This is a genomic window from Deltaproteobacteria bacterium (assembly GCA_016183175.1).
In the GTDB taxonomy this organism is placed as follows: domain Bacteria; phylum UBA10199; class UBA10199; order UBA10199; family SBBF01; genus JACPFC01.
This window is the reverse complement of the sequence record JACPFC010000120.1, coordinates 1-23,530: the sequence shown is the minus strand read 5'-3', so window position 1 is coordinate 23,530 and position 23,530 is coordinate 1. Positions and strand designations below refer to the sequence as shown.

The window sequence follows — 23,530 nt, the reverse complement described above, 5'->3', positions numbered from 1 at the left end:
GGCGCTTATATCGTTGATCATGGAGGCGCCGGCGGAAACCGCCTCGAGGGCCACGCGGGCCTTTGTGGTGTCGATGGAGATCGGAATGTCCGATTGTTGCCGGATGACCTCGATGACCGGAATGACCCTTCGGAGCTCCTCATCTGTTTCTACGGGCGTCGCCCCCGGCCTGCTCGATTCGCCGCCGATATCGAGGATGTCGGCGCCCTCGGCGATCATTTGAAAGGCACGATCCAATAGCAATGGGAACGGGTCCTGCCGCCTGCGGGTTTCCCGCTCGTCCTCGGCGTCGCTGTGGCTTGCTCGATTTGGAATGTCGCGGCGGGACCAGTCATACGCCACATCTCCGCCTGCGGCGCGATCGGGAACCCTCCCTCCGGCGTCACCCGTTCCCATTCGCATCCAGCCGTCCGAAAACGAATCGGGGGTGCAGTTGAGGATGGCCATTATTTTGGGGGCCTGCATTTAAGCTTTTCCCGGCTGTGGCGCGGGATGGATGCCGGGCGCCGGCGATTTTTCCTTGACAGCAGTGGGGGCCTTTTGCTCAATGGCCGCGACCGGCACCGGCCCTGCCGGCGGCGCCGGCTTGGAAAGCGGCGGAAGTTTTTCGCCGCGGATCACGCGGTCGATCTGGTCGCCATCCAGCGATTCCTGTTCCAGAAGGGCCTGCGCCAGAAGGTGAAGTTTTTCAAGATTGTCGGCCAAAAGTTTTTTGGCCCGTTCGTAGTTGGTCATGACGATTTTTTTCACCTCGTCATCGATGACCACCGCCGTCGATTCGCTGTAGTCCTGATGCTGGGCGATCTCCCGGCCAAGAAAAATCTGCTCCTCTTTTTTCCCGAAGGTCAATGGCCCGAGACGGTCGGACATTCCCCACTCGCAGACCATTCGGCGGCCGATATCGGTGGCCTTTTCAAGGTCGTTTCCGGCCCCCGATGTCTGTTCGGCGAAAATCACCTCCTCCGCGCACCGCCCTCCCATTAAAATGGCGATCATGTCCTCCGCCTGCTTTTTCGACTGCATGTATTTGTCTTTTTCGGGGAGCTGTTGCGTGACCCCCAGCGCCATCCCGCGCGGGATGATGGTCACCTTGTGAACCGGATCGGTGCCGGGGATCAGCTTGGCCACCAGCGTGTGGCCCGCCTCGTGATAGGCGGTGGTCTTCTTTTCTTCGTCGCTGATAATCATGCTTCGCCGCTCGGAACCCATCAGAACTTTGTCCTTGGCAAGCTCAAAGTCGACCATGTTCACCACTTTTTGGTTGAACCGGGCGGCGTGAAGGGCCGCCTCGTTGACAAGATTTTCAAGGTCGGCGCCGCAGAAGCCGGGGGTCCCCCGCCCCAGCGACACCAAGTCGACATCCGGCGAGAGGGGCACTTTCCGGACATGGATGCGCAAAATCGCCTCTCTGCCGCGCAAATCGGGACGTGGAACAACGACGCGGCGGTCGAAACGCCCGGGGCGCAGTAACGCAGGATCGAGGACATCCGGCCGGTTGGTGGCGGCAATCAGAATGACCCCTTCACTGCTTTCAAAGCCGTCCATTTCGACAAGCAGTTGATTAAGGGTCTGTTCGCGTTCGTCGTGCCCGCCGCCCAGCCCCGCCCCGCGATGCCTGCCGACGGCATCGATTTCGTCGATAAAAATAATGCAGGGGGCGTTTTTCTTCCCCTGCTCAAACAGATCCCGCACGCGCGACGCGCCGACGCCGACGAACATTTCGACGAAGTCGGAACCCGAAATACTAAAGAAGGGAACCCCCGCCTCCCCCGCGATCGCCCGGGCCAGCAGAGTCTTTCCCGTCCCCGGAGGCCCCATGAGGAGAACGCCTTTCGGAATACGCCCCCCCAGTTTGGTGAATTTGTGCGGCTCCTTCAGGAATTCGATGATTTCGTGGAGTTCTTCCTTCGCCTCGTCGATCCCCGCCACGTCGGCGAAGGTGACCTTCTTTTGATTTTCCGTCAGAAGGCGCGCCTTGGATTTTCCAAACGACATCGCCTTCCCGCCGCCGATCTGGATCTGCCGCATGAAGAAAAAGAAAAAGACAAAGAGAAGAATCATCGGGAGCCAGGAGAAAAGGAGTTGTTGCCATATGGGGGTTTCCGCCTCTTTTTTAAACTCGACCTTGGCGGAGCTTGCCGTAATCAGTTCGAGGGCCTTTTCACTCCCAAGCGGGCCAACCGTCGAAAAATAACCGCCACCGGTGCTACCGGCGCCACCGGTGCTACCGGCCCCTTCATTGACTTCTTCCTTGTATTTGCCGATGTATTCTTCCCCCTGGATCGTCAGCTCCTCCACCTGATTGGCCTTCACCGCCTGCAAAAATTCGCTGAAAGTGATTGGTTTTCTAAGGGTTGGCTTGGTGTTGAAAAAATGGACCGCCGAAATGGCCAATAGGACAATAATTATCCACAGGGCGAGAGTTTTTTGAGATTGTTTCAGAATACCCCCTTTTTTAAATCCTTTATATATGTTAAGCGAATAACCCGCAATTAATCAATACGTAATTCGGCGTTATGGAGAGAAAACCGGCCATGGACTCCGTCGCTTATTTTTTTGAGACATTGAGGGCCGTTTCCACGGACCCGGACGATCAACTGTTTTACGACGGGGACCGGGGCCGGGAGTTCGAAGAAACATTCACCACGATTCTCGACAACGATCCCGACGGCGCCGACCCCGAGGCCGTTTTGGAGTTGAGCAACTATCTCCGCTTCCACCCGGAGGCATGGGACAGCCGATCCGACAAATTTATTTTCAGCGCCGTTGATGATTTGGTGCGGATCAATCCGTTGTTTGGCCGGGATGTCTATACCAGCATGGATTTTCTTGAAGAGGTTCCGGAGTTTGACTGGGAGGATTGCACAGGGAGGGAGGCGGCGGCCCTCGGTTACCTGTGGAGCCTCTATTATCTCTGGCCGCGGGGGCTCAAAGAGAGGCTTATTCGTGATGACAACCCCGCTTATCCGACCGAACGCCTCAAAGGGCCGCCCATTCTCAATCCGGAGCCGGTTCCCAATTTATCGATTGGCGGCGGTGCGGCTGACTGGATTGTCCTGCACGACAAACGGGGCCAGGACGTTTTAAACAGGATACAACGCGAAGGGGACGATTTCTGGAAAGGAACAAAGAGCAAACCGTGCGGGGAAGAGTATACCTGCGAGGAAATCCGCCTCAAGAAAGAGGGCTCCCTTTTTCTCCCCTATGTTTTCGGCGATGTCTCGGCCTCGCCGGACATCATCGCCGAACTGGTTCAGAAAAGACAGAATCTTCTCGTCGGGGTCCATCCGCAGGTTCTGGCGGTTGTCCTCCTTTCCACCGGATATGATCCAAAGGTCAACGACGCCCCCTATGCCGATATCTACCAGCTTCTTGACGGAAAGGTTTTATACTTTGAGAGTTTTCAGAGGCTCTACCGCGTGGAAAGGGACGGAATTGTGTACGTCCCCTACGAACAAATTCACGAAAACGACCGGGCGGACTTCGGTCTTTCCGACCTCCAATGGGCCTCTTATCAACGGGAGCGGGATCAGACAAAAGAGGGCCTGAAACAAAAAAAGGGATTCTTCTTGAGGCCCCTGGGAGAAATAGAGCCCGGCCGGATGTTCGGCCTTTTTACCCTTCAACCGCTGGGAGACAACAAAACGAAGACCTCTTTTGTCAGTTACATCGAATTCTCCGGTGTGATGAAAAATATTTTTAACACCGTCATGGATCTTCTCCCCGGCATTATCAATGAAGGGCTCATGACCGCCTTTGACGCCTATGGACAAGTCGCCGCCTCGTTACAACAGGCGGGGGACGACGCCAAACAAATCCCATCGTATATCGTCAAATAACTGACATCGCCTTTCCCAAATTGAGAAAAAAACCGATTTTTCGGGGTTTCATTCGTTTCTCTCCCTAATCAAACCAAGTTATTTCAATAGGTTGTAAAAAATACTTTTTCGTAAAATTTGGCACGAGATTTGCTTATCCAAACGGGGGGAGATTCCATGAAAAAAATTTTAATGACAACATCCATCGTCTTGTTTTCAGCGCTGTCGCAACAGGCCCTTGCAACGGGGGAAACCTGCGATCGAAGCTATGGCGCCGTGGTCTATTTTTCCTTCGATGACGCCAGTTCGCCCACGCAGGATGATTCCGGCAATGGCAACAGCGGAACCGTCAGCGGCGGCGCCACTTATGACTCAACGGCCGGTTATAGCAATGGGGGATACACCTTCGACGGCACGAGCGGTTATATCTACACGGGAACTCTGGCCGGCTGGGATACGACCAGTACCGGGTTAACGATTGTGGCCTGGGCGAAGCCGACGGTGACCTCTAACGGGCGGGAGCCGCAAGCGGCGGTGGATACTGGAATTTCTGGCCTGTCAGGAGAAGGCTTTATGCTTGCCTATAGCAAAGTTTACAAAGACGAGTGGGATTATGGTGTATTCAGCGCTTCGGAACCCAAAGTTTATGACACGGACATATTAAATGTATGGCAAAATATCGCGGTGGTGATAGAACCGACAAGCTCGTCTCTTTATAAAAATGGAGCGTGGGTGGCGAGTAAGACAGAGACAAGCTCAAAAAACCCAACGCTTATCTGGATCGGTAATAGCATCAGTTATAAAAGATATTATTTCACCGGCGCCATAGATGAGGTCTATCTTTTCGATTCCGCGCTGACCGCCGACGACATTGAAAAAATCTACACCGGCCAGTTCGACTGCGCTGACGGGGAGACGTGCAACGCAGACGGCGTCTGCGAACAGGAATGCGCGGTGGATTCGGATTGCGACACCGGCGGGGGATACTTTTGCGACGATCCGGACGGTGACGGCACCGGCCTCTGCGTCAGCGAGTGTAATGATGGATCCACGGCGGCGACCTACTACGCCGATGCCGACGGCGACGGCTACGGGGACAGCGCAAAAAGCGACAAGGCCTGCTCGCAACCCACAGATTATATCACCGACAATACGGATTGCGACGATACAAACAAGGCAATCAACCCCTCGGCGAGTGACACCTCTTGTGATGGAGTGGATAACAATTGTAGCGGAACCGCCGATGAAGGCTATGCGACAACGTCAACCACTTGCGGTGCGGGGGCCTGTGCGGCAACCGGGAGCAAAACCTGCGTCGGCGGAGTGGAGGGGACCAGCTGTACAGCGGGAACAGCTTCCACCGAGACCTGCGACGGCATCGACAACGACTGCGATGGGTCGACAGATGAGGGCCTGGATGTTGCAACCACCTGCGGTGTTGGCGCATGCGCGGCAACCGGGAACAAAACTTGCGTCGGCGGAGCAGAGGTGGATAGTTGCACACCCAAGACAGCGGCAACAGAGACTTGTAATGGCGTCGACGACGACTGCGATGGGAGCGCGGATGAGGGGGTGACCGACACCTGGTATGCCGACAAAGACGGCGACAACATCGGTGATTCGGCGGATTCGTATGTCGGTTGCCAGCAAGTCAGTTATGTCAAGTCACCCATCGGCGACAACTGCCCCAACATTGCCAATGCGGATCAAACCGATACCGACTCGGACGGAAAAGGGGATACCTGCGATACCGACGACGACAACGACGGCTTGGGCGATGTCATCGATCCGTCAACCCTGTCAACCAACTTCTGGTATTGGGTCGATATAACAAATCCGGCGGCCTTCTCCCTTCCCACTTCCACTCTGCGCTTCAAGTTTATTGCAGGATCCAAACTTCTCCCCGGCTTCATTATTGTGAAGGGAATCACAGACAGAACAAAGGCGAAGTCCGCAACACTCAAGGTCTGTCCCGGCTCCACGGGGAGTCCCGGGGTCTGCATCGCCTATTGATTAAAGCCCGGTGACGGTGAACTCGAAGTTGTTGCCGGTTTCATCCGACGGGTCGTCATCCATGGTGAAGGGGAAAACAATCAGGTACTTTGCATTAAAATCGTCCGAGGGATAATCGGAGGAATAAATCGGGACCGTCTCGCTTGCGTCATCGGTCAACGAATCGACCACCCTGATTCTTTTCCCCCCGCCGCGCCTGCCGCGGTACTGAACAACCATGACATAATAAATGTTGTCATCGATATCGGACGGTTCAAATTCCACGGCCGTAACATCCGAATCGATTTCGATCCGGATCGGTTCGGCATCTCCATAATACTGAAAGCCGTCGGTGGAATAGTACGAGTGATAGATGACCCCCGTGTTGGTGTAGGAGAGACTTACATCGGGCGAAAGAAGATCGCCGTCCGAATAAAGGACCAGATCCGGATAACCGGCCTCCTCGTCCTCGACAAAATCGTAGGGGGAGACGACGTCGCCAGGGAGGTGCTTTAAAAGTTCGTCTTTTGTCAAAGGATATGAAACCGGCGCCGACGCCCCGTTTGTAAACGGATTGCCGAGGTCTTTGGCGTAGAGCGCCACCAGAAACTGTTTGTAAAACCGGGCCATTGTCATATCCGTGTCGCCGGTTAAATTCGGAAGGATTGTGTCCATATCCCCCATGTCGACATACCGGCCTTCGGTCTCCTCGATGGTCCTGAACTCCTCCAGCAGTTTACGGATCGCCTGCGTGCCGAACGCCGGCAATGAAGTGAATCGCAACGTTGCCAACTGCTCCGAAAGATAACGCCAGAAAATGGCAAATGGACGGATGCCGCCGTTTCCCCAGAGGTCTTCAATCCAGTAGTTCGGGTAATTCATGTAGGTATTGAGGTCGTCGTAATCGGCGTCGACGACATCCTCCGCCCAATGGGCCATCCCTTCCATAATATAGTCGTCTGCGGTGGTAAAATACTGGTACTGAATGGTGTGAAAAAGTTCATGGGCGGGGATATAGTAAAAGTCATCCCCTTCAAAGCCGGTTCCCAGCCATATCACGCCGTTTGCGTAGGCGGTGCCCACGATCATCGGATCGGCCGAAATATAGATAGTGATGGTCCCCCCGTTGTAGGGGGCGTCAAAACCGTAGCGATCGACAAAGGCGGCATACGAGGCCTCGAGGCTCGTTTCAATCTGTTCGACGTACGAGTCGTCCATCGTCCAAGTGTCATCGGTGTAATAATCGAAGTGGGTCGAACTGGAATAATAGGTGTAACCGGCCTCTTCCGCCACAGCCGGCAAGGAGAGGGACAAAAGACAAAGGAAAAAAAGAATCTGGAGCCAGTATGGTTTCATTTACTTGTCTACGCGCAAGCAGAGTGACACTTTTTCCCACAATCCATGCGTTTTAGAGCGTCACTTTATATATGCGCTACGCAGTAGCTGCTCCCGCCCCCTTGCTAGCACTAATGAAGTGAAAAGACCAATGGATTATCGGCAGATCTTGGAAAAAGTTGCCTGGATAAGTGAAAGTAATTTTATTTATTGTTTAAATTACTGATCGAGATAAATTGAGGAACGAAATTCAAATAACCCTTCATCCACGCAAAAGAGAGCCGGGCCATATTCCCGTTTAAGCCCTTTTCCCTTCATTAAGAGGGCCTCGATCTCCTCGATATGGTGTTTCTGCACCTCTTTGCCGAAGCCGGCTTCGCGCAACTTTTTTTCCAGAACCAGAAAGCGGGCCTCGGGGGAAAGGTTCAAATAGCGGCCGACCGGCAAGCCGCCACGCGGCAAGCCGCCTCGGCCCGGCAGGGCCGGAGCCACCGACAGGGCCGGAGCTATATAGGTTTTCAAAAAGGCCTCTGCCTCCGAAGCGGCTAAACGGAATTGCTCCTGCGACCTTTGGCAATTGTCCGATACCGTCTCGAGCAGTTCCGGATACCCCTTTTTGAGTTCGGGAATGAGTTGATGCCGGATGCGGTTGCGCCAGTATCTGTTTTTTTTGTTGGACGAATCGGTGACAAAGGAAACTCCTTCGCGGCGGGCAAAGGCCTCAATCGCCTTCCGCGGCGTGAAAAGGAGGGGGCGGACAAGCAGGATGCCTCCCTCGATCCGACTCTCCCTTTCCATTCCCTTGAGGCCCCGGAGGCCTGCTCCGCGCAGATAGCGCATGACCACCGTTTCCGCCTGATCGTCCGCCTGATGGGCCAGAAAAAAACAGCGGGTGGCCGTCTCCGCAGAAATGCTTTTGACCGCCTTCAGACGCATTTCGCGGGCGCGGTTCTGGATGCCGCTTCCTTTTTTGACGGGAAGATGGCGGACGATAACCGGTAATCCCCGTTTGGCGGCCTCCGCCTGGACAAACTGTTCGTCGCGGTCCGATTCGGCCCCCCGCAAATGGTGATTGAAGTGAATCACCGTCAGAGGAAAAAAAGGGACGGCGTCCTTGGCGACCTCTTTTTGTTTTCGGGCGAGCAGTTCCAAAAGGACCATTGAATCGATCCCTCCGGAAACCAGACAGGCAACCGGAAGACCTTTTTCAAAGCCGAAAAAATCGGGGCTTTTTTCAACTTCAATCATCATTGCTTAACCTCTTGAAATATGGAGGAATGTAGTCTTAACTATCCGATATTTAACCAGTATTGACATGATGTGTCATTTAATTTCTTTGACTAAAATCCCCCCCTTCATTTAATCTTCCCCCAACGGCTCCTTGTTTTCGCATGTCCATGCAAAAAAATCTACTCATTATCGACCACAACGACAACCACTATGACCTCTTGCGCCAGTCGCTCTCGGAATCGGCGGTAAAGTTTCGGGTGATCCGCGCCGCAACGGCCGAGGTGGGGCGGAAACTGCTTAAAAGCCGCCGGTTCGATCTGATTTTAACCGAGTGCGACGACGACGGCGGCACTGCCGACGCCGGTTCTTCGGAAGAATGGGTCCCTCTGGTCAAACGGATGGCGCATGGGGCGCCAGTGGTGGTGCTGACCTCGAAGAGCGACCAGAAACGGGCGGTATCGGCCATGAAGATGGGGGCCGACGACTACATCGTCAAAAGCCGGGAGGCGCTCAAGTCGCTTCCGCAAACACTCGTAAAAACCATTGAATCGAAGAAGACCAAACCACCCGCCACGGAGGGACCCACCCCGTTTTCGGGCATCAATTTACTGGCGCGCAATCTGAAGACCATCACCACCCTGATCAACAACCCTTCGCAGGGATGGGCGCAGTCGAAAAAACACTTCAAACAACTTCATGTGATCGAAAAGGAAATCCGGAATATAAAAGACATGTTGAAGAATTTTGTGTCTTAAATGCGTGCCTGTGTGCCCGAGTGCCCGAGTGCCCGAGTGCCCGAGTGCCAGAGTGCCCGCGTTGACACGGGCACGCGGGTACCCGGGCACTCGGGTACTCATCCGTTCGGCAGACACTCCCCCGTCACACGATTTCTTCCCCCTTCCTTCGACGCGTACAAATATTTATCCGCCTCGGCAACCAGGGCTTGAGATTCCTCATGGGCCTCTTTTAGCGAGGCGATGCCGCAGGAGATGGTGATGGGGATCTGTTTCCCCTCGTATTCCACGGTTTGCGCGCAAACCGCCTTCCTGATCCGTTCAGCCAGATTGACGGCGTTTTGTCCGTTGGTGTCACGCATTAAAATGACGAATTCCTCGCCGCCGTAGCGGGCAAAGATGTCGTCGGTCCGGATCAATTTGGCCGTCAGCCCCGTCAGTTTTTGGAGGCAGAGATCCCCCGCCAGATGGCCGTATGTGTCGTTGATTTTTTTGAAATGGTCGACATCGAACATGATGACCGAGAGGTCGCGTTTTTTTCGCCGCGCGAACGAGAACTCCTCCCGCAGACGGTCGAGCAGGTAGCGCTTGTTGTAGACGCCGGTTGCGGGATCGATCACCCCCATCTCGTAGCGCTTTTTTTCGGAGAGCCGGCTGGTCTCGTCCAAGTAGCCGAATTCCAGAATCGTCTCCTTCGAAATCTGGATTTTGTCGCTGTCGTTCAAGATCTGGACCTCGATTTTCACCCCGTTGACATAGGTGCCGTTGGTGGAGCCGAGATCAATGATGCGGGCGATCCCCTTTTTCACCTCGATTTTGAAATGGCGGCGGGAGATGGTCGAGTCTTCGATCCAGAGGCCGCAGTCGGGCGAACGCCCGACGGTTGTCTCCTCTTTATCGAGCGCATGAAGCTCTCCCATCCGGGGCCCGAGCAAAAAGGTCAGATGCGGTTTTTTATCGCTTTCAACCTTGATTTCATCCAGCTTGCGGATTTCGGTTTTTTCCGGATTATTCATGGTTTGACCGCCTTTAATTCAAACTTCGCCTCTTTTTTTTCGCCCGCCCCGACAACCACGGCGCCTTCTTGAGGTTCATATCCTTCCAGCTCTACACGAAATGCAATCGATTCGTCGGCTTTAAGCCGGCCCAATTTATGCGGCGTTTTTCCCACCACCTGGCCATCGATTATAACATTTGCCCCCTCGGGTGACGACAGAATTTCCAGCAAGCCGAAGATGGGGGTCAGGGATAAATCCAGCCGAACGGTCTCCCCCCCCCTGATTTTCACTTTCTCTTCCCTGAATTCATGGCCGTCCAAAAAAAGGCCGACGCGGTATTCTTTGCCGTTTTTCAGTTCCGAAATCTCCGCGGGGGTCTTTTGGTTCCATTGCAATTCGTCCAGATAGATGACGGCGCCTGGCGGCGTTGATGCAACAAAAAGATTTCCAAAGGGAGGGACCTCTTTCACAAGGTTTATCGCCAGATGGCGGGTTTCGCGCCGCCCCAGTCTCACTACCGTCTCGAAGGGGAGAAAACCGTTGTGCGTCACCGACAGGTCGAATGCCTTTCCCGACTTGAGCCGCAGTTCATAAGGGTCGGTCGGGGGTTTGACCTCCTTGCCGTCGAGAGCGAGTTGGGCATCGGACGGCGCAACCTTGACAATCAAGGTTCCAACGGCGGTGAGCCTGAAAATCAAAATGCCGGCAGTCGCCAAAAGAATGATGCCTGTAATTCCGCCGGCGGTATAAAACCACGCGCGCAGGGAGACAAGCCGGAGGCGGCGAAGAAGCGACCTGATGTTGAAACGCGCCAAAAGGTTGGCGATCCGGTCGACCTCCGTTTTTTCCTCCCCTTCCTCCGCCTCTTGCGCCATTTTCTCTTCCCTTTTTATCGCCAGTTCCGGAAGTTCAGGCGGAAGCCCCTCTTCGTCCGCCTCCGGCCCAAAAGTGCGGTAGAGAAATTCGGCGATATTCAGCGGCTTGAAGTCGGGACGATAAGAGAAGAGAAAGCGCAAAAGATCGTCCGCCATTTCGGAGGCGTTCTGGTAGCGGCGGGACGGTTTCCGTTCCAACGCCTTGTCCAGAATTTTTTCCAGCGCTGATGGGATATCCTTTCGATATTTGGAGGGGGGATCGAATTTCGCCTTCCGAACCGCCTTGATCGTCTCCATGTTGGTTTTTCGCTTGAAGAGGCGTTCCTGCGTCAAAAGTTCCCACAGGAGAATCCCCGCCGAAAAAATGTCGGACCGCCGGTCGACCCCCTCCCCTCCCGCCTGTTCGGGAGACATGTAGGCGAATTTTCCCTTCAGCACCCCCGACTCGGTGTGGCTTGATTTTTCCTCCGCCTTGGCCACGCCGAAGTCGATCAGTTTCACCGTGCCCGAATAGGAGACGATGATGTTTTGCGGCGAGATGTCGCGGTGGACCACTCCGAGCGGTTTGCCGTCCTCTCCCCTTTTCCGGTGGATGTAGTCGAGCGCCCGGCAGAGCTCCGCCATGCAATAGGCAATCGCCTCCAGGGGAATAAGCCTTTTTCGCTCGCGCATCTCGCGGGCAATCTGCCCCAGCGTTTTTCCGTCCACGTATTCCATGACGATGAAATAGTCGTCGCCGACCTTGCCGAGGTCGTAGATCTGCGCGATATTGCCATGTGTAAAGTGGACGGCGATCTTGGCCTCGTCGATCAGCATTTCGACATATTCGGGATCGGAGGAGATATGCGGAAGGATCCGTTTGATGACCACCAGCCGTTCGATGCCGTTGGGATCGACCGTTTTGGCCTTGTAGATATGGGCCATCCCCCCGTGGGCGATCCGCTCGAGGATGAGATAGTCGCCTAGTTTGGCCGGGTCGTCGGGCATAGGTATGGTGCCGATCCGCCACTACTGCATGGCGGACGGCTTCGCCGAAATCTAATGATTTTGACTGGTTAAAACAAGAAATTTGTGGAAAATATAACCGATGTTCTTTCCGTTCAGGCTCCTTTGGAAACTCATCAAATTATTTCTCTACGTCATTGTGGGTCTGGCTCTTTTCATCGCCTTCTTTTTTATCTCCCTTCCGAACGTTTCATATCTCCGTCATCACAATCCGAAGACAACCGCCTTTATGGAACGGTATCTCGACAAGATTAAAGACAAGGGGGAAGAGCCTGTTTTGGATATTCACTGGGTTCCCTATGCCCAAATCTCGCAAAATTTAAAGAAAGCCGTTCTGATCTCCGAGGACGACGCCTTTTTCGAGCACAAGGGTTTCGACTGGAAGCAGATCCGCGAATCGATCAGGCGGAACTGGCGGGACAAAAAATTCACCCGCGGCGGCTCCACCATCACCCAGCAGTTGGTGAAGAATCTTTATCTGGCCCCGAACAAGAATCCGCTCCGGAAGATTCGCGAATGGATCATCACCTGGCAGATGGAAAAAACGCTGACAAAGCAGAGGATATTCGAGCTGTATCTGAACGTCGTCGAATGGGGGCCGGGGGTTTACGGGGCCGATGCGGCCGCAAGGTATTATTTCGGCAAAGGTTGCCGGTCGCTTGGCCCCTCCGAGTCCGCCTTTCTTTCGGCCATTCTGCCGAACCCCGTCCGTTATGGGGCCAAAAGGAATTCAAAACGGGTTGCGTGGAAGACAAACTGGATTTTAAAGAGAATGCATGTCCCCCCTCCCACCGAGGAGCAGGAGGCGTCCGCCGAGAAGACTTCCCGCAAACATGAAGAACCCCCGCCGATGGAGGCGATCCCGAACGGGGATGTGCCCGACGAAGAGGCGCCTTTGTATGACTATTGAATCAGAAAAAAAGATCCAAAAGATAATAGCATGCCGCCGCCACGAGCGCCGAGGCGGGAATGGTCAGAATCCAGGCGGCGATGATGGAGTTCACCACCCCCCAGCGGACAGCCGAAAGGCGCCGCGTGGCGCCGACCCCCATGATGGCTCCCGTGATGGTGTGCGTGGTGCTGACGGGGATCCCCCCAAAGGTCGCCATGAAGAGGGTTGTTGCGGCGGCGGTTTCGGCGGCAAATCCCCCCACAGGCTGAAGCTTGGTGATTTTCATCCCCATGGTTTTTACAATTCTCCAGCCGCCGAACATGGTGCCCAAGGCAATGGTGATGTTGCAAGCGGCCATGACCCAGTAGGGCACATGAAATTCCCCTCCCAAATGGCCACTGGTGAACAGAAGAACAGCGATGATCCCCATGGTTTTTTGGGCGTCGTTGCCGCCGTGGCCTAAGCTGTAGAGGCTTGCCGAAACGAGCTGAAGCCGGCGGAAGTGCTTGTCCACCCTGGAGGGCGCCGTGTTTTGAAAGAAAAGGTTGATCAGGTTCATGGCGAGAAAACCGATGACAAGGCCCATCAGCGGGGAAACGACGATGAAAGACAAAATTTTGACAAGACCGGCGGAGATGAGCGAACCGAAACCCGCCTTCGTGACGGCGGCCCCAACAAAGCCACCGACGAGGGCATGGGAGCTGGAGCTTGGAAGCCTCCACCACCAGGTTAAGAGATCCCAGACGATGGCCCCCATCAGGCCGGCAAAGACAACCCCCACCGTCATGACGGAGGGGTCGACCACCCCCTTTCCGATGGTTGTGGCGACATGAACCTTGAAGACAAACAGGGCGGCAAAATTGAAAAAGGCGGCCCAGACAACCGCCGCGCGGGGCGAGAGAACACGCGTGGAGACGATGGTCGCCACCGAATTGGCCGCGTCGTGAAAGCCGTTGATGAAATCGAAAGAGAGGGCGATAAAAACGACAAAGCCGATGACGATGAGGGAATGGGAATCAGGCATTTTTCAGGACGATGGCCTCGATGACATTGGCGACGTCTTCGCACCGGTCGGTGGCGGACTCAAGCATTTCGAGGATCTCTTTTTCCTTGATGAGCTTGATGGGATCTTTTTCGCGCTCGAAAAGGTTGGAAATGGCGCGCCTCAAGCCGTCGTCGGCCTCGTTTTCCAGCCGATTAATCTCGATGCACTGGGCCAGAATCATTTCCGGTTTTTTCACGTTGCGGAGCCGAAGCACCGCCTTGGTCACCTCTTCCACGGCGCGGACCAGAATTTTCACAACGGCGATCATGTCGGTGGTGGGAGGGGGCACCTTGTAGTAAACCATCCGGTTGGCGGTGCCGTAGATGATGTCGAGGATGTCGTCCAGCGTGCTTGTGAGGCTGTGGATGTCTTCCCGGTCAAGCGGCGTGACGAAGGTCTTGTTGAGCCGTTCCATCGTGTCGTGCGTGATCTGGTCGCCCGCATGCTCGGTGTCCTCCAGCTTTTTCACCTTGACGTTGAGTTGGTTGTGGTCGGCGAAAAAATCCTCCAGCAGGCGCGCCCCTTCAAGAACGTTGTTGGCCGCCTTTTCAAAGAGATCGAAAAATTCCGTAGTTTTCGGGAATAGGGACATTTTTATTTGGGGCCGTTATAAAGAATTCTTCTTGTCGCCGTCAACACAAAAAGAATATTCTGCGCAAGTTGTGAATGATTAAAGCATCAACTGCACCTGCGCCCGAATCCGTTGATCGTTCAGGTTCAAGCCCCTGTTGTTCATGATCAAGCCGTAATCGGCATGGATCCGTAGAGGGTAACCCTTGATAAAATAGTCGAGCCCGCCGACATACTCGTACTGATTCGGCGTTGCGTCGTCGAAAAAAACCGCCCCATGTCCCACCGCAATTTCAAATTTCTTGGGAATGATAAAATAACCCGCCTGTGCGTTATAGCCGGTGTTTGTGACATGCGCCCCTTCGTGCGTCCGGGTAAGCATCCCTGCCCCCCTGAAAGAGAAGCCGCGGTATTTGACGCCAACGTCAACCGTGGCCAGGCTCGATTTTGTGCCGACCGGAATGGTGGCGCTCTGGGACATGGAGCTCGTGCTGTTCAAGGAATCGTGAAAAACATACGCCGCCCCGACGCCGATATTCGGCCTTTCGGAATTATCGGCATCCGGTTCGGACCGGTCGTAGGCGCCGGAAATCGCATATTCGAGACGAACACCCCCCATGATTCCCTGATTGGTGTTGAAGGTATTTGCCCCGTCGCCGTTTAAAACAAAAACCGCATAGTTGACCTTATCTTTGACGATATCCCCGTGAATGGTCGCGCCGATATCACGGCGAAGATCGAAAAATCCGGTGGAAAGGGCCCGATCGACGAATTGAAGTTTGGAATCGGCAACCAATTCCTGCACCAGAAAAGGAACCTTATATTGTCCGAACTTGAGCCCGAAATAGCTGTTCGGCGCCCAATCGATATAATAGTCATCCAGCGTTGCGGTTCCCCCCGTTCGGGTGGAAAGATCCATTTGAAACCCGTATTTCACCGTCTTGTCGAAGACATTCCCTTCCAGCCGGATTTTGCCGCGCTGGATGGCAAAGGTATTGTCATCTGCCGCCGCCTCAAGGGCGTCGTAGGTAAACCGACCCTGAATATGCGCGGAAAGGGTGAGCGAATAATCCCCGTTTGCCGATTCAAAGGTCAGTCCCTTGCCGAACTTGTAGTTTATCGTGAAGGGTTTCTCTTTTTGTTCGCCTTCATCCGCGTGCAGTCCGGAGGCCAGGGTAAAAAACAGGATGCTCATTAGCGACAACGTGAAGCAGATTTTTTTCATCATATTTGTCATTTGATTCTCCAAACGAGATGACGTCTTGATGAGGGTTTAGTGACTTTTCTGTAACAACACAAGATGATCTTAATCAGGTGTTATTATGGCTTTCATCAGGTCAAACGGCGTACACATGCGCCCCGGCGATCAGAACAAACACCTGCTTGCCCGGCACAAAGCCGCTCAAGCCGGCCACCCCCTTGGGGACATGGGCCGTGACCCGGCCCCCGTTGTCCATTTCGATCTCAAGAACCTCGGTCGCCCCCAAAAAACGGATGCCGGTGATCCGTCCCGGCCACCCGCCGCGTTCCTTGTAGGTGGTTACATAGACATCGTTGGGGCGAAAGAGAACGGCGACCTTTGTCCCTTGCGGCAGATGCACGGCCTTGAAACGGAAATGTCCCCAAGCCACCTCCCCGCTCGCGACCACCCCCTCAATCCGGTTGGTCTCCCCCACAAAGGCCGCGACGAATTCTGTGGCCGGCGCGTTGAAAATATTCTGCGGCTTTGCGTTTTGCTCGACCCGCCCGTGGTTGACCACCAAAATCCGGTCGGAGAGCTCGAAGGCCTCGTCTTGATCGTGCGTCACCAAAAGGGTTGTCAGCTGAACCCGCCGGTGAAGCTCCTTCAGCCAGCCCCTCAATTCTTTGCGGAGCCGCGTGTCGAGCGCCCCGAAAGGTTCATCCAAAAGAAGAAGCTCCGGTTCGGGCGCCAATGCGCGCGCCAGGGCAACCCTCTGCCGCTGGCCGCCGGAAAGCTGGGAGGGCATCCTTTTTTCCAGCCCCTCCAGACCGACGAGCCCCAAAAGCCTTCGGGCGCGGTCATGCCTGTCCCCCTTTTTGACGCCCCGGACTTTCAGTCCGAAGGAGATATTGTCCAGCACATTCATATTCCGGAAAAGGGCGAAGTGCTGGAACACGAAACCGACTTTCCGCTCCTGAACCGGCACCCGGGTCACATCCTCCCCCTTCACCTCGATCCGCCCCGACGTCGGGGTTTCGAGTCCCGCGATACAACGGAGGACCGTTGATTTGCCTGAACCGGAAGGCCCCAGAAGGGTGACAAACTCCCCTTTTTCGACGACAAAGGAGATATTGTCCACGGCGGTGAATCCGTTGAACGATTTTTTCAGATTTTCGATGCGAATGCTCATTCTTCCTTTCCTTTCCATTCGACCAACGCCTTTAAGACAAGCGTCACCAACGCCAACATTCCCAGGAGGGAGGCCACGGCAAACGCCCCAACAAAATTGTATTCGTTATACAGGATTTCAACCTGAAGGGGCATGGTTGTCGTCAGTCCGCGAATATGCCCCGAGACGACCGAAACCGCTCCAAACTCCCCCATCGCCCGCGCATTCAATAAAATCACGCCGAAAAGGAGCCCCCAGCGGATGTTCGGCAGGGTGATCAGAAGAAAGGTCTGCCAGCCGTTGGCCCCCAGGGTAAGCGAAGCCTCCTCTTCCTCGTTGCCCTGGCTTTGCATGAGCGGAATCAATTCGCGCGCCACGAAGGGAAAGGTCACAAAAATGGTCGTCAGGATAATGCCCGGAACGGCGAAGATGATCCGGATGTCATGGGCGGTCAGAAAGGGGCCGAAAACCCCGTGGACGCCGAACAACAGGACAAAGATCAATCCCGAAACAACGGGAGAAACGGAAAACGGCAAATCGATCAGCGAAATGAGAAGCCGTTTTCCCGAAAATTCAAACTTGGCAATCGCCCAGGCCGCCGCAATGCCGAAGAGGACATTCAACGGGACTGAAATGACGGCCACGATCAGGGTCAACCGGATGGCTGAAAGATTTTCGGGAGTAAAGAGCGCGCCGGCATATTCCCAAAAACCTTCCCGAAAGGCGGCGGCAAAAACGGTGACCAGGGGCAAAATCAAAAGGACAAAGACAACCGCAAGGGCAAGAGCGGTCAAAGCCGTTCGAGTCCCCTTTTTTTCGGAGATGACCGCCGGATAAACGGATGTCGGCAAAACGGCGCGTCGCAACATGGTCAAGCTGTCTTTCTCCTTTCACCCCATCCCTGAAGCCCGTTGATGGCAAGCAAAAGGACAAATGAGATGGCGAGCATCACCGCCGCAATCGCCGTGGCCCCCGTATCATCGTACTGTTCCAGTTTGGTGACGATGAGAAGCGGCACGATTTCTGTTTTCATCGGCATGTTTCCCGCAATAAAAATGACCGACCCGTATTCTCCCAGGGCCCTTGCAAAAGCCAGCGCAAATCCGGTGGTCAAAGCAGGCAAGAGGGCCGGAAAAATAATGTAGAAGAATGTCTTAAGACGTCCCGCCCCCATGCAGGCGGCGGCTTCTTCCATATCCATGTCCAGATCCTTGAGAACCGGCTGAACGGTTCGGACCACGAACGGAAAGCTGATAAAGGTCAGCGCAATGACGATCCCCAGGGGAGAAAAGGCGGTTTGGACCCCCAAGGGAGTCAGCCATTTGCCGATCATCCCGTTGGGAGCGTAAATTGTCGTCAGCGCAATGCCGGCCACCGCCGTCGGGAGGGCAAAGGGGAGGTCGACCAGGACATCGACAATCCGTTTCCCCAAAAAATTGTACCGGACCAGAACCCAGGCGACCAAAAGGCCGCAGACGGCATTGATCGATGCGGCCGTCAGGGATGCCCCGAAGGTCAGCCGATAGGCGGCCATCATCCGCGGCGAGGCGGCCGCCTGCACAAACTCCGCTCCGCTCATCCCTCCCGTCTTGAAAAAGAGGGTGGAGATCGGGAGCAAAACAATCAGGCCCAAGTAAAAAAGGGTGAACCCCAGCGAGAGGCCAAAGCCGGGGATCACGCTTTTTTGTTTCCAGATGAGCTTCATTTGGCTCCTGTGTAAATCTGATCGAAGACGCCGCCGTCGGCAAAATGAGTTGCGTGGGCTTTTTTCCATCCCCCAAATAATTCGCCGACTGTGAACAAATTCAGTTTAAGAAATCGATCGGGATATTTGGCGGCAACCGCAGGGAGCCTCGGCCGAAAATAATGCCTGGCCGCAATCTCTTGCCCCTCTTCGGAATAAAGATATTCCAGATAGCCTAAAGCCACTTCCCGGGTATGGCGTTTATCCACCACTTTGTCGATCAATGCAACCGGCGGCTCCGCCTGAATGCTTAAACTTGGAACAATCACTTCAAAGCGGTTTTGCCCCAGCGTCTCAACCGCCAGCCAGGCCTCGTTTTCCCAGGCGATGAGCACATCGCCGATCCCTCGCTCCACGAATGTCGTCGTGGAACCGCGCGCCCCCGAATCAAGCACCGGCACATTTTTGTAGAGTTGGGCGACGAACTCTTTTGCCTTTGTCTCGTCGTTGCCATACTTTTTCAGCGCATAACCCCACGCCGCCAGATAATTCCAGCGGGCCCCGCCGGATGTTTTTGGGTTCGGCGTGATGACCACGACTCCCGGTTTGACGAGATCCCCCCAATCGTGAATGCCCTTTGGGTTTCCTTTTTTGACGACAAAAACGATGGTGGAAGTATACGGGGCGCTGTTGTGCGGAAGAAAGCTCTGCCAATCTTGAGGCAAAAGCTTCCCCTTTTCCGCGATGGCGTCGATATCGTAGGCGAGCGCCAACGTGACCACATCGGCTTCAAGGCCATCAATAACGGCCCGGGCCTGTTTGCCCGATCCGCCGTGGGATTGTTTGACGACCACTTTTTGTCCCTTTTTTGTCTCCCAGTCTTTTGCGAAGGCGGTGTTAAAGTCCCGATAGAGCTCGCGTGTCGGATCGTAGGAAACATTTAAAAGAGTAACCGTGGGGACATTGGGTTTTGTGCAGGCGATGATGCCGGATGCGGCAATAAACGGTAACATCAGGGGGCTTAATATTCGAGCGATCATTTTTTTCTCCCTGGAAAAATAGACAAATTCGTCGTTCCGGAAACTTTTTGGCCGGTCTGCATGCTTGATGATTTTAGGGATTAGCGATTGAGATTAAGGACCGCAAACCCGCTCATCCGAAGCAAAGCCGGCTGTGTACACATACAGCAACATCCGCAGGCGCTGTTTTTGGAGGAAACGATCTGAACGGGTTTTATCTGCATTGCTTTTCACAAATACATGAACGGTTTTTGAATGTCAATAGGCCGACATCTCCCGCATTTTTCGCAGACGGGTTTTAAGGTGTGCCCTTAAACCGGCATGGGGAGAGGGAGACAACCAACGCTCGGAGCCGGGAGGGCAAGAGGAACCGTCAGTGACGGAACCGTCAGAACAGCCGATGCGGCGCCAAGGGCAAAGGTGGAAACGGATGTTGACCCATCGGCCGATCCTGCGGGACCAAATGTCGGCGCCATCGGGGGGGGGACACCACGCCCCAGGCGGCGCAAAATTGCGGGGCCGAACCGATTAACAGCCCTTTCTATTTCCGCCCGGCGAAGATCCGGATCATCGGAACGGGTAAAGCTGAAAGAAAGCCGAAGGGCGCCGTGGCTGACCGCGGGATTTCTCTCTTTGGCGTCGGGAGGAAAAAAATCGTTCGTCGGAATAGCGGTTACCTTGTCTTGCTGTAATAAATCAGCCACAAAATCCATGTCCGTTATAAAAGGAGCGCCTTTAAAGCGGACGACGACAAAAAAGCCGGCCCCCGGAACAGTCCAATCGATCATATCCCGATGCCCGCCAAAATAATGTTCCAGTCCTTTCAAAAGAATGGACCGGTTTTCCCCATAAATTTCGACCTTCCTCCGAGCGCGATCCCAAAGGGTGGACAATTCAAAAGAATCGTCGCCTTTTTTGCGATGCAGAATTGAATTAAAAACGGCATAGGGCGTGGGATTAAGAAATAAATAGGCGCTTCCCCCGATGCTCAAAAGAATACGCCGCAGGGACAAACTTCGCCTGTCCGCGGTCATCATGTGCGATGGAACGTGCGCGTAACCCACCCTCATGCCCGGCTCCCATATCTTCGATGCCGTAAAGAGATGAATGACTCGCCCGTCGGGATCGTTTGCAAAAAAGGGCTTGGGCCGTCTGCCCTCCGGTTCGAAACTGATGTAGGTGTAGGGAGCGTCTTCGACAAGCAAAATGTCTTTTTCCCGGCAGATTCGGTAAATTTCATCGCGCCTTTCCCGGGAAAACGACATGCCGGCCGGATTATGGCCGTCGGGAATCGTATAGTAGAAGGCGACAAAACGCCCATCCCGGCGGGCCCGATCGATTGCCTCGGCGAACATATGGGGAATCGGTCCCTCCTCATCCATTTCGACGCTGTAAATCCTTGTATTGCGATCCCGTTGGAGGCGGGCGGTGACTCCCGCATAGGTGGGACTGTCGGTAATCACAGCCACCGGTTCGCCATATTGGGCGACAGCGGTCGCCATCAGATCGATGCCGCCGGTGGCTCCCGTGGTTGGAATGAGCGCCTCCGGCTCCATTTGACCTCCAAAATCATTCCCATAGACGCGGGCAAAATTTTTGCGGAAATCAGGCCATCCTTCCGTGGGTCCGTATGCCCGCAGACTGCTCAAGTACTTCGACAGGGTCATTTCACGGCGATTCGTTTCAAATTCGAGCCAGGCGGCGTAATGAGCGTCGTCTTCAAGGGGATAAGAGACGGCGGGACTTGGATATCCTGGGCCCAAATGAGCCACTTCATCAGCCGATCCGGCCGCTTCCAGCTCGGCAAGCATGCTGGCCATTCGTCGGGTAACCGCGGGGGGCTCATAGCGCCAGTATTCGGGTACAGGAATATCCCGTAATCCTTCAGGACGATCGGACATTTTTATTCTCCCTGATTTTTGAAGTAAAGCGAGTGACTGACCGGCCCTGCCCCCTCCCAACCGACGACTCCCCGGAAAGGCCTTCCTAGATCAAACGCGACTGCGGACTGTCAAGAAGAAAAAGGGGGAAAACAAACATATTAACGCATTTGAATCAGGGAAGAGAAAGATGAATCTTGATGGCCTGTATAAAGCGAGGTGGGAGCGGAGCCGGCAAAGACAATGAAGCGATTAATCAACTCCACATATATATAACAAGTATACTTGCTTTGTTTCTGAACCTTTGGTATCATTAAAGAATGCCGCAGTTAAATGTCTACATCGATGACAAAACACTCAAAAAAATCGAATCGGCCGCCCGGGCCGGCCATTTTTCCATCTCCGGATGGGTCAAGCTTCGCCTCACCCAGGCCCTCAAAAGCTCCTGGCCGGAAGGCTATTTCGATCTGTTCGGCAGTTTGCAGGGCACCCGCCTGAAACGCCCCCCCCAACTGAAATTCGGTCGAGATGCCCGCAGGGCCAGGTTATGAATTATTTCTTCGACGCCAATGTCTGCATCTTTTCTGTCAGGGGGCGTTTTCCCTCGATCAAAAAAAGATTGGAACGGCTGACTCCGGAAGACATCAAGATTCCATCCATCGTCTGGGCCGAACTTCTTCTGGGCGCCAAAAAGAGCAACAACCACGAAAAAGCCCTTGAAACAATTCACCGGTTTCTTTTGCCATACGAGGTTCTTCCGTTTTGCGCCAAGGCCGCCGACATCTATGCGGATATTCGCCATCACCTTGAAGCGAAGGGAACGCCCATAGGACCCAATGATTTGATCGTTGCCTCCACCGTCATGGCCCACGATGGCATACTTGTCACGCACAACACCGGAGAGTTCCAAAGGATCAATAACTTAAGACTTGAAGATTGGACGACATGAGGGACATCCTTTGCTTTAATGCCACTCTCTCATGGCCGATCCATAGACCTCCTTGCGGTTTCCGACGACGTAGATACGCACTTCCTCCCCCGCCACATCGTAAATCACCCGGTAATCTCCGACCCTCAACTTGCGAAACCCTTTAAGACTTCGGTGAAGCGGCGCCCCAAAGCGCCATGGATCAGCCGCCAGGCGCATCTCGATGGCCGTTTTAATCCTCCTTTGCATTTTTTTGTCGATGGACTTGATGTCGATGCGGGAAACGTCGGGATGGTAGGAGATTTTGAAGGCCACTTAAGGGAGTTTTACCTGTTCCAGACCTCTTCGTGGGAAAGGGCTTTTTTGGAATCGAACGTTTTTGACCGCTCGGAGGCCCTGCTTTCCCAATAAAGGTCTTCCTCCAGCTCAAGCGCCTCGCGAATCAGATTGCGGGCCTTGAGCGAGAGCGACATCCCCGCCTTTTTCGCGGCCTTTGACAAGGCCCGATGAAGCGGCTTTTCGAGAACGACATTCAGCCTTGGAAGATCGGTCGGCATAAGATCAAAAACCGGATCAAGTGTATCATAAGTGATGAACCGAATCAATGTAATTATATAATACACGCCTGATGTCAACCGGGTTAAACCGGCATGGGGAAATAACTAACGCTGTTGAAGGCCGGGGTTGGAAAGGCCAACGGAACCGTCAGTGACGGAACCGCCCCAAACGGGGCCCCTCCCCTGTCCACCGGCAGACAATAGAAAAGCACCTGATGGACCATCTCTCTAAAAAGATGGGCATAATCGATCGGGCCCGCTTGCGCCTGCGTCTTTTCCAGCGCTACTTCCGGCGGCCCTGAATAGACAACTTTTATGTTAGTAATCGGCGGGTCTCTTTCCGCTCTCCGCGCGAAATTTTCAGCCTCCACCGCTTCCGGCAACCGATTCGGCGCAAAAATCCATGCATTGGGACCGTCAAACAAGACCAATGCGCGAGACCAGGGAACCTCTTTAACCACCGGTTTGTTGAGCCTCCCCGGCCAACTCTTTCTCCACATCCATATCGACGCCCGTGCGCCTGGAGGGATTGACAAATCATGTTATAAATTATACTAATTTAGTATGCATGCTACTACTTTAAAAATAGAAAATCCTCTACTTGGCAAGTTAAACGC

The 23,530-nt window shown here is 54.3% G+C and carries 23 protein-coding genes; 6 read left to right on the top strand and 17 right to left on the bottom strand.

Annotated features, from left to right (window positions below; translation table 11 throughout):
* Both HYU99_11455 and HYU99_11450 read right to left on the bottom strand, forming a co-directional pair.
* A partial coding sequence (locus HYU99_11455) for a dihydropteroate synthase (protein ID MBI2340961.1) occupies window positions 1-396 on the bottom strand: 396 nt, incomplete at its 3' end.
* 69 nt (window positions 397-465) lie between these two features.
* On the bottom strand, window positions 466-2,442 hold the full coding sequence (locus HYU99_11450) for an ATP-dependent metallopeptidase FtsH/Yme1/Tma family protein (GenBank protein ID MBI2340960.1): 1,977 nt from the start codon (window positions 2,440-2,442) through the stop codon (window positions 466-468).
* Between the two features lie 92 nt (window positions 2,443-2,534).
* Between HYU99_11450 and HYU99_11445 the strand changes: the two genes are divergently transcribed.
* Both HYU99_11445 and HYU99_11440 read left to right on the top strand, forming a co-directional pair.
* Window positions 2,535-3,839: a hypothetical protein gene (locus HYU99_11445; protein ID MBI2340959.1), complete on the top strand. Its 1,305-nt coding sequence runs from the start codon at window positions 2,535-2,537 to the stop codon at window positions 3,837-3,839.
* Between the two features lie 156 nt (window positions 3,840-3,995).
* Window positions 3,996-5,831 carry a hypothetical protein gene (locus HYU99_11440; protein MBI2340958.1) on the top strand — a complete coding sequence of 612 codons (1,836 nt, stop codon included), beginning with the start codon at window positions 3,996-3,998 and terminating at the stop codon, window positions 5,829-5,831.
* Here HYU99_11440 and HYU99_11435 read toward each other — a convergent pair whose 3' ends face one another.
* Window positions 5,832-7,166: a hypothetical protein gene (locus tag HYU99_11435; GenBank protein MBI2340957.1), complete on the bottom strand. Its 1,335-nt coding sequence runs from the start codon at window positions 7,164-7,166 to the stop codon at window positions 5,832-5,834.
* Between the two features lie 198 nt (window positions 7,167-7,364).
* Window positions 7,365-8,396, bottom strand: coding sequence for a tRNA lysidine(34) synthetase TilS (gene tilS, locus HYU99_11430; protein ID MBI2340956.1), 1,032 nt, complete (start codon window positions 8,394-8,396; stop codon window positions 7,365-7,367).
* 146 nt (window positions 8,397-8,542) lie between these two features.
* Here tilS and HYU99_11425 point away from each other — a divergent pair, with 146 nt between their 5' ends.
* Window positions 8,543-9,130: a response regulator gene (locus HYU99_11425; GenBank protein MBI2340955.1), complete on the top strand. Its 588-nt coding sequence runs from the start codon at window positions 8,543-8,545 to the stop codon at window positions 9,128-9,130.
* Between the two features lie 98 nt (window positions 9,131-9,228).
* On the opposite strand, the gene HYU99_11420 is transcribed toward HYU99_11425, so the two are convergent.
* Together HYU99_11420 and HYU99_11415 are read right to left on the bottom strand one after the other, a co-directional pair.
* Window positions 9,229-10,125 carry a GGDEF domain-containing protein gene (locus HYU99_11420; GenBank protein MBI2340954.1) on the bottom strand — a complete coding sequence of 299 codons (897 nt, stop codon included), beginning with the start codon at window positions 10,123-10,125 and terminating at the stop codon, window positions 9,229-9,231.
* Window positions 10,122-11,969, bottom strand: coding sequence for a serine/threonine protein kinase (locus HYU99_11415; GenBank protein ID MBI2340953.1), 1,848 nt, complete (start codon window positions 11,967-11,969; stop codon window positions 10,122-10,124). Before HYU99_11415 ends, HYU99_11420 begins: the two co-directional genes overlap by 4 nt.
* A 100-nt stretch (window positions 11,970-12,069) precedes the next feature.
* Here HYU99_11415 and mtgA point away from each other — a divergent pair, with 100 nt between their 5' ends.
* The gene (gene mtgA, locus HYU99_11410) at window positions 12,070-12,897 is read left to right on the top strand and encodes a monofunctional biosynthetic peptidoglycan transglycosylase (GenBank protein ID MBI2340952.1); all 828 of its coding nucleotides are present in this window, start codon (window positions 12,070-12,072) and stop codon (window positions 12,895-12,897) included.
* Window position 12,898: 1 nt separating this feature from the next.
* Here mtgA and HYU99_11405 read toward each other — a convergent pair whose 3' ends face one another.
* From HYU99_11405 to HYU99_11370, 8 genes are all read right to left on the bottom strand, one after another.
* Window positions 12,899-13,903, bottom strand: a complete 1,005-nt coding sequence (locus HYU99_11405) for an inorganic phosphate transporter (protein ID MBI2340951.1) — start codon at window positions 13,901-13,903, stop codon at window positions 12,899-12,901.
* Window positions 13,896-14,516 (bottom strand): DUF47 domain-containing protein, encoded by a 621-nt coding sequence (locus tag HYU99_11400; GenBank protein MBI2340950.1) that lies wholly within the window; start codon window positions 14,514-14,516, stop codon window positions 13,896-13,898. Before HYU99_11400 ends, HYU99_11405 begins: the two co-directional genes overlap by 8 nt.
* Window positions 14,517-14,594: 78 nt before the next feature.
* Window positions 14,595-15,722, bottom strand: a complete 1,128-nt coding sequence (locus HYU99_11395) for a hypothetical protein (protein ID MBI2340949.1) — start codon at window positions 15,720-15,722, stop codon at window positions 14,595-14,597.
* Between the two features lie 109 nt (window positions 15,723-15,831).
* Entirely contained in the window at window positions 15,832-16,866 is a 1,035-nt protein-coding gene (locus HYU99_11390) for an ABC transporter ATP-binding protein (GenBank protein MBI2340948.1), read from the bottom strand.
* Window positions 16,863-17,714, bottom strand: coding sequence for a sulfate ABC transporter permease subunit CysW (gene cysW / locus HYU99_11385; GenBank protein MBI2340947.1), 852 nt, complete (start codon window positions 17,712-17,714; stop codon window positions 16,863-16,865). Before cysW ends, HYU99_11390 begins: the two co-directional genes overlap by 4 nt.
* Before the next feature lie 2 nt (window positions 17,715-17,716).
* On the bottom strand, window positions 17,717-18,550 hold the full coding sequence (cysT, locus tag HYU99_11380; protein MBI2340946.1) for a sulfate ABC transporter permease subunit CysT: 834 nt from the start codon (window positions 18,548-18,550) through the stop codon (window positions 17,717-17,719).
* On the bottom strand, window positions 18,547-19,542 hold the full coding sequence (locus HYU99_11375; GenBank protein MBI2340945.1) for a sulfate ABC transporter substrate-binding protein: 996 nt from the start codon (window positions 19,540-19,542) through the stop codon (window positions 18,547-18,549). The genes cysT and HYU99_11375 overlap by 4 nt, the downstream gene beginning before the upstream one ends.
* 317 nt (window positions 19,543-19,859) lie before the next feature.
* The gene (locus HYU99_11370; protein MBI2340944.1) at window positions 19,860-21,449 is read right to left on the bottom strand and encodes a PLP-dependent aminotransferase family protein; all 1,590 of its coding nucleotides are present in this window, start codon (window positions 21,447-21,449) and stop codon (window positions 19,860-19,862) included.
* A 299-nt stretch (window positions 21,450-21,748) separates the two neighbouring features.
* Here HYU99_11370 and HYU99_11365 point away from each other — a divergent pair, with 299 nt between their 5' ends.
* Together HYU99_11365 and HYU99_11360 are read left to right on the top strand one after the other, a co-directional pair.
* Window positions 21,749-21,979, top strand: a complete 231-nt coding sequence (locus tag HYU99_11365; protein ID MBI2340943.1) for a toxin-antitoxin system, antitoxin component — start codon at window positions 21,749-21,751, stop codon at window positions 21,977-21,979.
* A complete protein-coding gene (locus tag HYU99_11360) occupies window positions 21,976-22,377 on the top strand; it encodes a type II toxin-antitoxin system VapC family toxin (protein MBI2340942.1) in 402 nt (133 codons plus the stop codon). The genes HYU99_11365 and HYU99_11360 overlap by 4 nt, the downstream gene beginning before the upstream one ends.
* 15 nt (window positions 22,378-22,392) lie before the next feature.
* Here HYU99_11360 and HYU99_11355 read toward each other — a convergent pair whose 3' ends face one another.
* The 3 genes from HYU99_11355 to HYU99_11345 all read right to left on the bottom strand — a co-directional run bounded on the left by HYU99_11355 (window position 22,393) and on the right by HYU99_11345 (window position 23,413).
* Window positions 22,393-22,671, bottom strand: a complete 279-nt coding sequence (locus tag HYU99_11355; GenBank protein ID MBI2340941.1) for a type II toxin-antitoxin system RelE/ParE family toxin — start codon at window positions 22,669-22,671, stop codon at window positions 22,393-22,395.
* Window positions 22,672-22,682: 11 nt separating this feature from the next.
* Complete coding sequence (locus HYU99_11350) at window positions 22,683-22,913, bottom strand: antitoxin, RHH family protein (protein ID MBI2340940.1); 231 nt, start codon at window positions 22,911-22,913, stop codon at window positions 22,683-22,685.
* A gap of 83 nt (window positions 22,914-22,996) precedes the next feature.
* The gene (locus tag HYU99_11345; GenBank protein ID MBI2340939.1) at window positions 22,997-23,413 is read right to left on the bottom strand and encodes a hypothetical protein; all 417 of its coding nucleotides are present in this window, start codon (window positions 23,411-23,413) and stop codon (window positions 22,997-22,999) included.
* Window positions 23,414-23,530: the final 117 nt, after the last annotated feature.

Coding starts and splice junctions, on each gene's coding strand:
- HYU99_11365 (MBI2340943.1), top strand. CDS start 21,749: ATGCCGCAGTTAAATGTCTACATCGATGACAAAACACTCAAAAAAATC.
- HYU99_11435 (MBI2340957.1), bottom strand. CDS start 7,166: ATGAAACCATACTGGCTCCAGATTCTTTTTTTCCTTTGTCTTTTGTCC.
- HYU99_11415 (MBI2340953.1), bottom strand. CDS start 11,969: ATGCCCGACGACCCGGCCAAACTAGGCGACTATCTCATCCTCGAGCGG.
- HYU99_11405 (MBI2340951.1), bottom strand. CDS start 13,903: ATGCCTGATTCCCATTCCCTCATCGTCATCGGCTTTGTCGTTTTTATC.
- HYU99_11440 (MBI2340958.1), top strand. CDS start 3,996: ATGAAAAAAATTTTAATGACAACATCCATCGTCTTGTTTTCAGCGCTG.
- HYU99_11390 (MBI2340948.1), bottom strand. CDS start 16,866: ATGAGCATTCGCATCGAAAATCTGAAAAAATCGTTCAACGGATTCACC.
- cysW (MBI2340947.1), bottom strand. CDS start 17,714: ATGTTGCGACGCGCCGTTTTGCCGACATCCGTTTATCCGGCGGTCATC.
- HYU99_11345 (MBI2340939.1), bottom strand. CDS start 23,413: ATGTGGAGAAAGAGTTGGCCGGGGAGGCTCAACAAACCGGTGGTTAAA.
- cysT (MBI2340946.1), bottom strand. CDS start 18,550: ATGAAGCTCATCTGGAAACAAAAAAGCGTGATCCCCGGCTTTGGCCTC.
- HYU99_11350 (MBI2340940.1), bottom strand. CDS start 22,913: ATGCCGACCGATCTTCCAAGGCTGAATGTCGTTCTCGAAAAGCCGCTT.
- tilS (MBI2340956.1), bottom strand. CDS start 8,396: ATGATGATTGAAGTTGAAAAAAGCCCCGATTTTTTCGGCTTTGAAAAA.
- HYU99_11445 (MBI2340959.1), top strand. CDS start 2,535: ATGGACTCCGTCGCTTATTTTTTTGAGACATTGAGGGCCGTTTCCACG.
- HYU99_11370 (MBI2340944.1), bottom strand. CDS start 21,449: ATGTCCGATCGTCCTGAAGGATTACGGGATATTCCTGTACCCGAATAC.
- HYU99_11360 (MBI2340942.1), top strand. CDS start 21,976: ATGAATTATTTCTTCGACGCCAATGTCTGCATCTTTTCTGTCAGGGGG.
- HYU99_11425 (MBI2340955.1), top strand. CDS start 8,543: ATGCAAAAAAATCTACTCATTATCGACCACAACGACAACCACTATGAC.
- HYU99_11420 (MBI2340954.1), bottom strand. CDS start 10,125: ATGAATAATCCGGAAAAAACCGAAATCCGCAAGCTGGATGAAATCAAG.
- HYU99_11395 (MBI2340949.1), bottom strand. CDS start 15,722: ATGATGAAAAAAATCTGCTTCACGTTGTCGCTAATGAGCATCCTGTTT.
- HYU99_11400 (MBI2340950.1), bottom strand. CDS start 14,516: ATGTCCCTATTCCCGAAAACTACGGAATTTTTCGATCTCTTTGAAAAG.
- HYU99_11375 (MBI2340945.1), bottom strand. CDS start 19,542: ATGTTACCGTTTATTGCCGCATCCGGCATCATCGCCTGCACAAAACCC.
- mtgA (MBI2340952.1), top strand. CDS start 12,070: ATGTTCTTTCCGTTCAGGCTCCTTTGGAAACTCATCAAATTATTTCTC.